The organism is Vibrio sp. GJ43-1 (assembly GCF_055808835.1).
The window spans coordinates 1,319,060-1,332,103 of the sequence record NZ_CM147884.1; the positions used below are offsets into that span (position 1 = coordinate 1,319,060).

Annotated in this window: 6 protein-coding genes and 4 pseudogenes; 6 read left to right on the forward strand and 4 right to left on the reverse strand. The window is 43.6% G+C overall.

Annotated features, from left to right (window positions below; genetic code table 11):
* Positions 1-5: 5 nt before the first annotated feature.
* The 3 genes and pseudogenes from AC0L66_RS06400 to AC0L66_RS06410 all read left to right on the forward strand — a co-directional run bounded on the left by AC0L66_RS06400 (position 6) and on the right by AC0L66_RS06410 (position 3,748).
* Complete coding sequence (locus AC0L66_RS06400) at positions 6-1,169, forward strand: patatin-like phospholipase family protein (protein WP_265673380.1); 1,164 nt, start codon at positions 6-8, stop codon at positions 1,167-1,169.
* A gap of 271 nt (positions 1,170-1,440) precedes the next feature.
* Positions 1,441-2,658 (forward strand): sugar metabolism global transcriptional regulator Mlc, encoded by a 1,218-nt coding sequence (mlc, locus tag AC0L66_RS06405; RefSeq protein WP_265673381.1) that lies wholly within the window; start codon positions 1,441-1,443, stop codon positions 2,656-2,658.
* Positions 2,659-2,810: 152 nt separating this feature from the next.
* Positions 2,811-3,748 (forward strand): annotated as a pseudogene (locus tag AC0L66_RS06410) (chemotaxis protein CheV).
* A 492-nt stretch (positions 3,749-4,240) separates the two neighbouring features.
* Here the strand turns inward: AC0L66_RS06410 and AC0L66_RS06415 are convergent.
* The 3 genes and pseudogenes from AC0L66_RS06415 to imuA form a co-directional block, all read right to left on the reverse strand.
* Positions 4,241-7,407: pseudogene (locus tag AC0L66_RS06415) on the reverse strand (error-prone DNA polymerase).
* 8 nt (positions 7,408-7,415) lie between these two features.
* A pseudogene (locus AC0L66_RS06420) lies at positions 7,416-8,848 on the reverse strand (Y-family DNA polymerase).
* Positions 8,849-8,859: 11 nt separating this feature from the next.
* A complete protein-coding gene (gene imuA / locus AC0L66_RS06425) occupies positions 8,860-9,546 on the reverse strand; it encodes a translesion DNA synthesis-associated protein ImuA (RefSeq protein ID WP_265673384.1) in 687 nt (228 codons plus the stop codon).
* A 219-nt stretch (positions 9,547-9,765) separates the two neighbouring features.
* On the opposite strand from imuA, the gene AC0L66_RS06430 reads away from it, so the two are divergent.
* Positions 9,766-10,449, forward strand: a complete 684-nt coding sequence (locus AC0L66_RS06430) for a patatin family protein (RefSeq protein WP_473568787.1) — start codon at positions 9,766-9,768, stop codon at positions 10,447-10,449.
* Positions 10,382-10,891, forward strand: coding sequence for a DUF6363 domain-containing protein (locus AC0L66_RS06435; protein WP_473568789.1), 510 nt, complete (start codon positions 10,382-10,384; stop codon positions 10,889-10,891). The genes AC0L66_RS06430 and AC0L66_RS06435 overlap by 68 nt, the downstream gene beginning before the upstream one ends.
* A 123-nt stretch (positions 10,892-11,014) precedes the next feature.
* Here the strand turns inward: AC0L66_RS06435 and AC0L66_RS06440 are convergent, their stop codons facing one another.
* On the reverse strand, positions 11,015-11,755 hold the full coding sequence (locus tag AC0L66_RS06440) for a YciK family oxidoreductase (RefSeq protein ID WP_265673386.1): 741 nt from the start codon (positions 11,753-11,755) through the stop codon (positions 11,015-11,017).
* A gap of 85 nt (positions 11,756-11,840) precedes the next feature.
* On the opposite strand from AC0L66_RS06440, the pseudogene sohB reads away from it, so the two are divergent.
* Positions 11,841-12,907: pseudogene (sohB, locus tag AC0L66_RS06445) on the forward strand (protease SohB).
* The last annotated feature ends 137 nt before the right edge of the window (positions 12,908-13,044 follow it).

Sequence of the window (13,044 nt, forward strand, 5' to 3'; positions counted from 1 at the left end):
ACATTATGGCAAATACAGGTGTGGTAACGGATTCCCATGCTGACGTTGATCCTAAACGCTTTAGACAGTACGTAGGAGGTAAGACTGCGCTAATTGCACAAGGAGGAGGGCAGCGTAGTATTTTTACCTCTGGTGTTCTTGATTCTTTCTTACTTTCTAACTTTGATCCTTTTGATGAGTTTTATGGTACCTCTGCAGGGGCGCTTAACCTGTGTGCGTATTTGGCTCGGCAGCCGGGTTTAGGGCGAGCGTTTCTGCTTGAGTTAACCACGGATCCGCAATTTTTTAATGTCTTCAGCTTTATCCGTAAAAAGCAGTCACTTAACCTCAAGTGGGCGTTGGATAAATTATATGATTACCCTTATAAGCTTGATATTGATATGGGACGGCGCTCCATGGGGCATCGTCGAGCTTTTGCTGCCGTGACTGACACGTTAACCCTAAAAGATCATTATTTGCCCATGCTACAAGAGGATTGGTATTGGGTCATGATGGCGACAAGTGCTATACCAAATTTGTTTGATGGTTCGGTGTCGGTAAATGGACGAGAGTATATTGATGGAGGGGTCTCTGCATCGATTCCGGTTCAGGAGGCGTGGCGTCAAGAAAACCGTATGATGGTGGTGATTCGTACCGAGGAGCAACTCACAGAAGAAGAGCCCATCATACCAGACCAACCGCAAGTGACGGAGCCGCCAACTTGGCTGCGTGAGTCACTAAATAATGTACAATTACAATGGCAAGACAAGCTAGAGCAATGGTCTAAGGACTGGAATGGATTCTTTGATCTTCAGCTAAGTAAAGCCGAGGCCCAGAAACACTCCCAGCACCTTAATATGATTAATGGTGGTCGCTGGTTATTTGGCGGTGCTGATATCTATCGCCTTAGTCATTTGTTTGGTGAGAAATTTGATGCTGGACTGGCGGATATGCTCATGGTGCATTATCAGACTTATTCGTTGACGAGCACCTTTTTATCACTGCCTCCGGATGACTGTTTTATTATGCAAATAGCGCCAAGCAGAGCGTTGAAAACATCATCATTGATGAGTAAAAAAGAGGACATCTTGCATGATTACCAATTAGGTTTAGAAGCTGGATTCCAGTTTATAGAGCATTATCAAAGCCTAGTTAAAAAGCCGCAAAACTCGAACCGATTCTTTATCTAAAGAAGTCAAAAAATATCTTATCGAAGAGCGCTGAAGACCACTTATTTCTCATGGATTAATAAGTGCGTTTTTAGTTACGTTTTTGGCGTGTTTTTCTTGTGTTGGTGTAATGTTCTTTCATCTTTTTAGGCTAGGTTTTGATGAGTAACATGACCTGCACCCCAAACTTTGCCCTATATGCGTGATGTTTGTCACGGCGATTCACCAAACCGCTTCACAATTACTTCGCAAAGTAAAAAAATTGCTAGGTTGTTGTTTTTTGGAGTGCAAGATGTACATGGCTCAACCTGGGCATATCGACCATATCAAGCAGGTCAATGCTGGTCGTGTGTATAAATTAATAGACCAATTTGGGCCTATATCGCGCATCGATTTGTCGAAATTAAGTGGCTTAGCGCCAGCGAGTATTACGAAGATCACGCGAGAACTTATCGCTGCACACCTTATTCATGAAACGGCGGTTCAGGAAGCGATCAGCCGTGGTCGTCCTGCTGTTGGTTTACAAACGAATAATCAAGGATGGCAATTCTTATCGATGCGTCTGGGGCGAGGATATTTAACCATCGCGCTTCATGAGCTTGGTGGGGATGTCCTCATTGATACAAAAATTGAGATTCATGAAGTTGATCAAGATGACGTAATCGCGCGTCTCTTATATGAAATCGAAGAATTTTTTGAGACCTACACCAACGAGTTAGACCGTGTTACCAGTATCGCGCTAACACTGCCTGGTTTAGTCAATACTGATCAGGGTATTGTACTGCAGATGCCGCATTACAATGTGGCAAACTTCCCGATTGGTGCGGAAATATTTAATGCTACTGGCCTCCCGGTATTTGTTGCGAATGACACTCGTGCATGGGCGTTAGCCGAGAATTTATTTGGTCATTCTCAAGATTGTGATAATTCGGTTCTGATTTCCATTCATCATGGCCTAGGCGCGGGTATTATTCTCGATGGGCGCGTGCTACAAGGTCGCCATGGCAACATTGGTGAACTTGGGCATATTCAGATCGATCGTAACGGATTGGATTGCCACTGCGGCAACAAAGGCTGTTTGGAAACCGTGGCGAGCTCACAGGCTATTCGACGAGAAGTATCCCAGCGCATAGCAAATGGTGAAGCGTCAGTATTGTCTGAGCAAGAAGAAATTAGTGTTGAGGCGATTTGTGAGGCCGCCGCTAGTGGCGACCCACTTGCTGTGAATGTTATTGAAAAACTGGGGGACAACCTCGGTTCTGCTATCGCGATAGTCATTAACCTCTTTAACCCTGAAAAAGTGTTAATTGGCGGGGTTATTAATCAGGCAAAAGATATTTTATACCCAGCCATTCAACGTTGTATCGAGCAGCAAAGCCTACCTGTTTATACTCAAGATCTTAAATTAGTAGAGTCTCGGTTTTATAAGCAAGCAACGATGCCCGGTGCGGCATTGGTGAAGCAAGCGTTGTATGATGGAGTATTACTCATGAAAGTCATCGAAGGCTAGTCATCGACGTTTCTACCGTGTGTATCGTCTTTCACTGTGCGTAGGGTGTTTGTTGAGCGTCATAGTTTTGATGTTTTGTCGCAAAACTTCTTGTCCAAGACGTTGATAACATGAGATAAGAGCTCTAGTAACTGTTTTTCCAAGGAAATCTCATGTCGAGCGTATTAAGTTCAGTTGATCAAAGAACGCAGCTGGTGGGTGAAAACCGCCTAGAGCTGCTGATGTTTAACTTAAATAGCCGTCAGACGTTTGCTATTAACGTATTTAAAGTTAAGGAAGTGCTAAAGCTTCCCCCTCTTACTCAACTTCCTGGCTCGCATCCCAGTATTTGCGGCATCGCATCACTTAGAGGCGTATCTGTTCCTGTTATTGATTTAAGACGAGCGGTAGGGTTTCCTAGACCCGCAGAGGGTGGAGATCACAACCTGATTATCACCGAATACAATCGTACGGTGCAGGGCTTTTTAGTGGGCGAAGTGAAGAACATCGTTAATACCACATGGACAGAGATTCAGCCGCCTCCAAGAACGGTCGGTCGGGCGAATTATCTCACTGCTATCACTAAGGTAGAGGAAGGAGAACAGGTCCATTTAGTTGAAATTATTGATGTTGAGAAAGTCCTCGCCGAGATCATTGATTATGACGTTTCTATTTCAGAAGAGACGCTAGATACGGCGTTACTTCCTCATTTAGCTAGAAAAAAATCTTAATCGTAGACGACTCTTCTACCGCCAGAAACCAAGTTAAGGGTACGTTGGAGCAATTGGGCGTCGAAATTATAGAATGTTTCGATGGTGCCATGGCATTAAGGCTATTGAAGCAATGGTGTGATGAAGGCATTGATGTTTGTTCTGAGCTATTGATGATGATTACTGATGCAGAGATGCCTGAGATGGATGGGTATAAATTGACGCATGAAGTTCGAAATGATCCTCGCATGAGTCAACTCTATATCACATTGAATACCTCGTTAAGTGGCAGCTTTAATGATGCCATGGTTGAAAAAGTGGGTTGTGACCGCTTTATTTCTAAGTTCCAGCCCGATTTACTTGTCGATGTTGTTCAACAAAGAATGAGCCAAATCTTATAGAGTAGAGTTGATACTCTAGTTGTGTAATTACAATCTGAGCGTTTAGCGTGCTATAGTTCACCGTATCTATCTCTGTGTAGAGATAGATACGGTGAACTATAATTCTACTGACGAAAGGTTGTTCCATCAGAATGATTTGGCTAACTTCAAAAGTCGTAATGACTCTAAGTTTACTAATATTCAGGGAATGGAAAAAAAGACGTACGGAAGCGCCAGTTGAAATAGATCGGTAATATCATGGAGCTATTAGCACCATGACGACCGAGAATCTGAACTTAAAAGGGAGTATTTACTCCCTTTTTCTCATCTGTTATTGAGTAAATAAAGCTGTAACGTAGAATGGCATTATGGAATTATTCACGATTGAATGAGTGCAGCTACAATGCCAAGCCTTAGCGTTCGGTTTATAGATTGATAATGTGCTTTATAGCTTTATAGCTTTATAGCTTTATAGCTTTATAGCTTTATAGCTTTATAGCTTTATCACGCAGTTTAATGGAACTCTCGTGATTGGATCTTTAACGCGGCTAATTTATCGGTGATATCTGTTAATTTGCCAGCGATAATATGTGTGACTTCTCCTTCTCTTTCTAAAATACCGCTAACTTTCAGAATCTTGGCGGTTAAATACGCCTTTTTCTGTGCTTTTGCTGTTGCACTCCACACCACGACATTAATATTAATGGCGTCATCTTCTAAGGTAATAAAGGTGACACCTGCAGCGGTTCCTGGCGATTGTTTCCCTGTGACTAACCCAATAACATGCACAACGGATTGGTGGGGATGATGTTGAAGAGACTGCATTCGAGTAAACCTACCTAATACACCCGCTTGATCAAGTAATTGAATAGGATGCTGGTGAAGTGACATGTTCATCGAAGAGAAGTCTTCAAGTACGTTGTCTATTTCACTTGGTTGATGGGGAAGGGGCCGTGCTTCATAGGGCAACTCATGAAAGAGTGGTAAGTCTTGTAGGGTGTCCATCATGGCCCAGCGAGTCGCATAGCGATCACCTGAAATAACCTGTAGCGCATTGGCTGATGCGAGCAGTTCCAACTCTTTTCTGTTCAACCCCAATTGTTTGATTTGTGTTGGCGTAGTAAACCCTGCATCAGGACGATGTTGGAGGATACGTTGCACACTTTCATACCGTAATCCCTTGATTTGCTTAAAACCAAGACGGATGGCAAAGGAGTGAGCATAGCTCGGTTTTTCAGGTGTCCTCGAGGGGCGATGTGAATTTGCTGCTATTGAGTTTAACTCTAAGCTTGGGCGGTGCGTGTTAGGTTTGTTGTTCGTTGGCACTAAATCATGGTGATAATGGGAGTGGTTAATGCACACTGGTAGTATGGTGACACCATGTCGCTTCGCGTCTTGTATCAGCTGTGAGGCACTATAGAATCCCATGGGTAAACTATTGAGTAAAGCAGTATAAAAAGCGTGTGGGTAATAATATTTTAACCAAGCGGAGCTGTATGCCAAGACCGCAATGAAGCGGAATGGCTTTCTGGAAACCCATATTCACCAAAGCCGCAAATTTGTTCAAATAGACGTTCTGCAAAGGCAAGTTCGTAGCCCCTTTGTAGCATTCCCTCAATGAGCTTAGTGCGAAATTTAAAGATATTGCCGTTTTTTTTCCATGCCGCCATTGCTCGACGCAGCTTGTCTGCTTCACCACCGCTGAACCCTGCTGCGACCATGGCTAATTTGATTACCTGCTCTTGAAAAATAGGCACCCCTAGCGTTCGCGATAGTACCGCTTCCACTTCTTTTGAGGGGTAAGAGATAGCTTCATCACCGTTTCGTCGTTTAAGAAAAGGATGCACCATATCTCCTTGGATAGGGCCTGGTCTGACAATGGCAATCTGTATCACGAGATCGTAATAACTGGCTGGCTTTAGTCGAGGTAGCATGCTCATTTGTGCACGAGATTCAATTTGGAATACGCCAACCGTATCGGCCGCTTGAATCATTTTATAGACGTTAGCATCGTCTTTTTGACGGCTAATATCTGCGATCGTTAAATCTACATCGTAGTGGTGTTTCACCAACTGAAAGCATTTACGAATGGCGGTTAGCATGCCTAACGCTAAGACATCAACTTTGAGTAACCCTAGACTTTCTAAATCATCTTTATCCCATTGAATTACGGTTCGTTCGTCCATGGCTGCGTTCTCGACGGGTACCAGCTCATACAACGGGCCTGATGAGATAACAAAGCCACCAACATGTTGCGATAAATGCCTTGGGAATCCCATGATTTCATTGACCAACTCAATAAACTGTTGGCCTTTTAAAGAATCTGGTTGTAAACCAAGCTCAACGATTTGTGCTTGCCACCCTTGGCTGCGATCACGGCGATTAATATTTTTAATAAAAAAGTCGAGCTGAGTTTCACTGATACCCAGCACTTTGCCAACATCTCGTATCGCGCTTTTAAAGCGATAAGAGATGACCGTAGCGGCAAGTGCCGCTCTTTCTCTACCATATTTTCGATAGATGTATTGAATGACCTCTTCGCGTCTCTCGTGTTCAAAGTCGACATCGATATCGGGTGGCTCTTTACGTTCTTTGCTAATAAAACGTTCAAATAACACCGAAATATGCCTAGGATCGACGGAAGTGATCTCTAAGCAATAACACACGACAGAGTTAGCCGCGGATCCTCTGCCTTGATAGAGGATCCCTTGCTGCTTAGCGAACATGACGACATCATGAATCGTTAGGAAGAAAAACGGATAATTAAGTTGTTGAATTAAATTGAGCTCCTTTTCTATGGTCTGTTCGATCTCATATGAGATGCCTTCGGGAAAGCGTATTGTTTTACCGTGCTCGACCAGTTTTCGTAGGTAACTCATTGGGGTCTCCCCTTTAGGGAGTAGCTCACTTGGGTATTCATAGCGAAGGGTATTGAGTTGAAAATCGCAATATTTTGCAATGCGAACACTTTCCATAATCCACTCTGGCTCATAGAGCTTTTCAAGTTTACTTTTGGGTCTTAGGCTGCGCTCAGTATTGACTAATAGCTGACCGCAAACTTTGTCTATAGGAGTATTAAGACGGATAGCGGTAAGGGTATGTTGTAGAGGTAAGCGAGTCGCCGTATGCATGAGCACGCCGCCACAAGCCGTGATTGGTATGCTCAGTTGTTGGGAAAGCCGTTTACAGTGCTGTAGGTATTGGTGTTCATTAGAGGTTAAATGACGTTGCAGACCAATCCAAACTCTATTGCCATGATGTTTGTATAGCCACAGCCCCCACTTACTATCATCATTGCGTCCTGTAGGTAGCCAGATAATAAAGCAATGACGCAATGACATGATGTCCCACTCTGATAATCGATATTGTCCTTTTTCACAGCGGCGTCGTGCATTCGTGATGGTGCGGCAAAGCTCAGCATAGGCTTCTCTGTTGGGGCACAGTAGGACAAATTGACAATCTGAATTGAGCCAAAACATACTCCCGACGACCTGTTTGATATGAAGCTTATGCTGTTTGATCGCTGTGTGCGCCCTTACCACACCTGCCAGTGAGCATTCGTCAGTGATGGCTAAGGCAGCATATTGGAGAAACTCCGCTTGAAGCATGATCTCTTCAGCATGAGAGGCGCCCACAAGAAAAGAAAAGTTACTCTGACAAAACAACTCTGCGTATTTCATGGCACCTCCTAACTAAATTGACCATGTACGAACCAATGATGATCTTCGGTTCTAAATATCCACAGCCATTGACCCGACGTATTTCGAGCAACAAAGTAATCTCGTTTTACGGGGTGACCATCCCACCAACCGCTAACAATACGCTCGGGCCCGAGCGTCACCTTCACTTGAGCTGTGAGAGGAATAGGGTGCGGGTATAAAAGACTGGGCCTAAATAGAGTCGACTTTAATGCTCGTGGGCAAACCAGTGTGTGCATTGTTGGGCATCGATCGTAAAGGGGACGACTTGAGTCGCCATTTCAGGCCTTGGGTCATCGGTAAACAAAAGAGTGGTTACCGCTTGTGGACCAAGCTTAGCTTGCAGCGTAGAAGCAAGTTCTAATGCGGTTTGGTTCCCCTTTATACCGTCAAATAAGTCATGGTCATTACTGCTATTTTCGCCCAATCTGGTCACAGAGAGCGTTAGTCCAGTGACGGCGCTGTCGATACGAATACTTTCTAATGTAAGCGTAGATAGGACTTGCCACTTTGTTGCGAGATAGTCGCCTTGCGCGGAATGAAATGGGATGGTTTTATCTTGATGATCACGTTGATGGAGCACAAGGTTAAGCTCATAAGCAACACTGTCTCGCAGCTTTAAAAATAGCTCAAGTCTTTGGAACAAAATGTTAAGCGGCTTTTTTAACCATGCGATGTTTTCAATATCAAATAACAGCTCAAGAAAATAGCAAAAGAGATCTGGTGGATGATAAAAATCAATGGGGTGCTTAAATTGCCCAGTCAGCTTACCAATGTAATTGACGAGATCAATATTAAATCGCTTGGCCACTTCCGGTAACGGGAGGGCTAACAGATCGCCAATATTGTGAATACCAACTCGTTGTAATTGGTTAACTTGTGAGGCAGGCAGTTCACTTAATGAAATAGCATAGTGGCGTATGGCGTTCTTCAATTGTTGCGTATCCGTCACCACCCAGTTTTTGTTTTGTTTCGCCATGAGGATCGCCGCATACGGAGAAAGCCCAGTAGAGTAGGATGCATGAACCTGTAAATGCGCTAAGTGCTGTGACAAAGTACGCCAGTAGTTCTCCATGTTGCTGTATAGCGACAACATGTTGGTGACCTTGATTAAAACACCATTAGGGGGAGAGAGACTAATATCAGAGGTAATCAAATAGAGCCATTGAGCAATTTCAATTAAACGCTGCTCTTCAATTTTAGGATCGTAAGGGTGCACTTGTAAGTCTTGGCAAAGTGCCGCAGCGCTACCAAGCCCCATTCCTAACTGTAAGCCTTGCTTTGCGGCCTTTTGATTGAGTTGCACAATAGTATGCTTACGCCCATCCACAATCGCTAACGCAAGGTCGTTATCGTTATCGTTATCTTGGTGGAATAACGTGTCCATTTGTAGGGAGGGAAAGTGTAGATATAACCAAAGCAACATGCCGATGATTACCCTTGTTGTTGCATAGGAAATGAAATCACGGTTGAAGCATTAGGTTCAACTGCGACAGTGAGCTCTGGCCAGTGCATCGTCATATTGACGATAAAAGGGTGGCGAGAAAATCCGCCTTTTTGTTTGGTAATGCTAACTTCAAGTCCGGAGTCGTGAGGGACAAGTGTTAAGCCTAATGAAACGGGCAGAGAAAAAATATGGGGTTGAACTTGACGGAATAAAAACTGTAAGCATTGTCCTGTTTCACTGGCGACTTGAAGGCGTTTAGCTTGATGAATTTCAATGTCGTTTTGCCATAAGCAAACACAGCCACTGGCTCCACTCTTTAAACTTTGCTCTGCAGCCCACAGCGCATGTTTTGCTGAGGTTGGATAGAGTATGAGTACTTGTGAAGGTTGAATTCCTTGGGCTAAGAGGTAGTCAGCACACAAGTAACCCGGTGGATTGATTAAGATTAAAAGTCGTTTTTGCGCACATGTAGTAATATGAGGAAGCAACAGTCGTAACTCTCCAATACCACCGATGGATTGAATATCAACGACACCATGGCTAGGGAAACCGCCATTTAAGCGCTGATCAAGTTCATCAAAACCTGTTGTTCGATGATCGGCACTGCTGAGGAAGGCGTGGCTTCCTTTCCAAATTAATTGCTTATCTTGGAGTTCTTTGATTAAAGTATGCATAATAATTTACCTGTATATATATACAGTATAGTGTGTGAGGGATGACGCTGCAAACAGTAATCAAAGGCAAAGGATGAAATTGTGGCGGATGGGGCGCAAAGCCGGATCGTGTAATAAGTGCTTACGACGTTGCGATGAATTACATTGACAAGGGCATTTGAATTAGAGTAATTGTTTTAAAAAACCAAAAAATGGTAAAGCGGTCATTAGGAGAGTGATGTGTTCACTGACGATCAACGGTATTCTTTGATAGTGCAAGGCGGCGGACAAAAAGGGGCCTTCGCCTCAGGCGTATTAGATAAATTTATTAATGCAAAGTTTGACCCATTCTCTTTGTATATTGGCACCTCTGCTGGCGCATTGAATGTTTCTTCTTTTGTTACAAAGCAAGAAGGGCTTGGGCTAGACTTTATCTTGAATTACACCACTCGTGGACGATTTTTCGATGTCAATAAGTTGCTACAAAAGCAGCAGCCAATGGACTTAGACTGGGCTTTTGAGTTCGTCAATACAGGGGAGTTCCCTTTAAATATCCCGAAAGGTAAAATTCAACTTGGTGAAGATAAAGTGGCATTAGCTTGCATTACCGACGTGGAAGACTTGAAAGATTACTATTACCCTATTTTTGCGGATAATTGGTTTGATGTCCTTCGGGCAACCTGTGCGATTCCGATGCTCTACTATCATGATATTGAATTTGATGGCAAGAAGTGGGTCGATGGTGGGGTTTCGGCAACCATTCCTGTTGAAGAGTCTTATCGTCGCGGAATTAACAACATGGTGGTGATCAGTACCATTCCGGAAAGCAGCGATAAAGTGGTGCATTCACCTAGCGATGGAATCTTTAGAACGTTGGAAAAAAGAGCTAGAAGCAGGGTTAGCAGCGCACTTAAATCATCTTAAAATATCGGGCACAAAAGAAAAATTAAGTGAGTTCCATCGACATTTTTCTGAGAAATTACACACCATTAAAATGGACTATAAGCAATTCACCGCCAATCAAGCCGAGTTGTATAAGATAGCACCGAGTGAAAAGCGCAAATTATCGACGTGGATCCATGATAATGAAAAGCTATCACGATTAATTGATATTCAAAATAAGCGTATCCCGTTTAGTCGCAGTGGAACCAGTCACCTTGATATGCTGGTGGCCCATTACACCAATCATACTCAAATTGAGCAGTTTTTGGATTCGCCTCCAGAGGACGTCAATTTATGGCATGTTCAGCCTAAGCATGAGCTTGCGTCTAAAGGGCTAATGAGTCACAAAGATCAAATACTTGAAGACTATCAACATGGGGTGGCTGTTGCTGGGGAGTTTTTAAATAAGCATCATGTTGAATAATGCGCGACGGTGATGGATAAAAGGTAGTGGTAATAGATCAGTGGCTGGTTTTGTCATTTATTTGCCGAACTTTAATACTAATCCAAAGCTAATCACCAGTGATTAGCTTTGGATAACTGCGAATTACTTAGGCTGAGCGTCGATACATTGCCCATTGATACCAGTCACGGTTGGATCCATGAGTTGCAAGTAAAGAGGCATTAAGTCTTTTGGTGATTTTAGAGCATTGGCATCTTCGCCAGGGTAGGCTTTAGCACGCATGCGAGTACGTGTTGCGCCAGGGTTAATGGCATTAACTCGAATCGACGTATCACTTAGTTCGTCAGCCAATATTTGCATCATACCTTCTGTTGCAAATTTTGAAATGGCGTAAGTGCCCCAAAAAGTACGCCCAATATGCCCAACAGTCGAAGAAGTGAAAATAATGCGTCCAGCCGCTGATTTCTTCAGAATGGGTAGTAAAGCTTGTGTCATTAGGAATTCAGCTTTGACGTTGATCTGCATGACATCATCAAATGTTTCTTCATCAATTTGTTCAAACGGGCTTAGGGTTCCTAAGACTCCTGCATTATGAACAAGACCATCGAGTCGTCCAAATTGACCTTCAATCGTCTCCGCCATATCGATGTAATTCTGCTTAGTCGCACCTTTAAGGTCGAGCGGAACGATGGCAGCTTGAGGATAGCCCGCTTTTTCAATTTCATCGTAAATTAGCTCTAAGTTAGCAACATTACGACCGAGTAAAATGACCGTTGCGCCATGCTCGGCATAACTGAGTGCGGTTTGACGGCCGATACCAGCACCAGCACCAGTGATGAGAATGATTTTATCTGCTAGCGCCTTAGGAGCGGTTGAATATTCCACAGAACACTTCCTTAGTTTGAATAATTCTTGGTAATCGTGACAAGTTGGTTACAATACACTAATTCGTAGGATTGGGGATAAGACATTGGAATTTTTATTAGATTACGGGCTTTTTCTAGCCAAAATCGTGACAGTATTAGCGGCAATTGTAGCGCTGATTGTAGTGGCGAAATCCGTAGGTGGTCGAACGGGAAGCGCAAAGGGCGAACTCGAAATTACCAACCTTACTGAACAAAGAAAGCAAACGGTGGAGCAGTTAGAGCATCATCTACATGATGACGCTTTTATTAAGGCTCGTGATAAGGCTGAGAAAAAAGCGGAAAAAGAGAAAGCAAAATTACGTGAAAAAGAGATCAAAAAAGCCTCAAAAGGTGGCGATCTTGATAGTAAGCGTGAGCCTCATTTGTTTGTGTTGGATTTTGTGGGCAGCATTGATGCTAAAGAAGTGGCATCGTTAAGAGAAGAAGTGAGTGCCATTTTGGCCGTGGCTCGTGTTGGTGATGAAGTGTTGGTTCGCTTAGAATCTGGCGGCGGTATGGTGCATGCTTATGGGCTTGCGTCGTCACAATTAGACCGAATTAAAGGCGCTAATCTGCCATTAACGATAGCCGTTGATAAAGTGGCGGCAAGTGGGGGCTATATGATGGCCTGTATTGCCGATAAAATTGTGTCGGCACCGTTTGCAGTTGTAGGGTCGATTGGTGTGATAGCTCAGTTACCTAATTTTAATAAGTTACTGAAAAAGAATGACATCGAATTTGAACAACTGACGGCGGGTGAATACAAACGTACGTTGACGATGTTTGGTGAAAATACAGACAAAGCTCGCGATAAGTTTAAAGAAGAGCTTGAAGAGACACATGGCTTATTCAAAGATTTTATTCGAGATCACCGTCCTGCACTTGAGCTAGAAAAAGTCGCGACGGGTGAGCACTGGTTCGGTACTCAAGCGAAAGCGCTTGGCTTAGTGGACGACATTCAAACATCAGATGATGTGGTTACCGCTGCGTGTAAAGAGAAAACAGTATTGTCTATTCGCTACGTGCAGAAGAAAAAGTTGAGCGATAAGTTTGCTTAGAGTGCCGCTTAGGTCAAGCTGCTGATAATGTACTGATGAAATGGATTAGCCGTGGTCAAAGACCTATCGTGTAGGCGGTGAGTGTACTCTAAGATGACGTAGAACAACCCCGAGTGTACTCGGGGTTTTTTAACGCTTTTGATTTGGCATGAAAGGTAGCTCGCCCTCGAATCGGTGTTCGCTAAAGAAAATGGCATCTTGGTGCTATTGG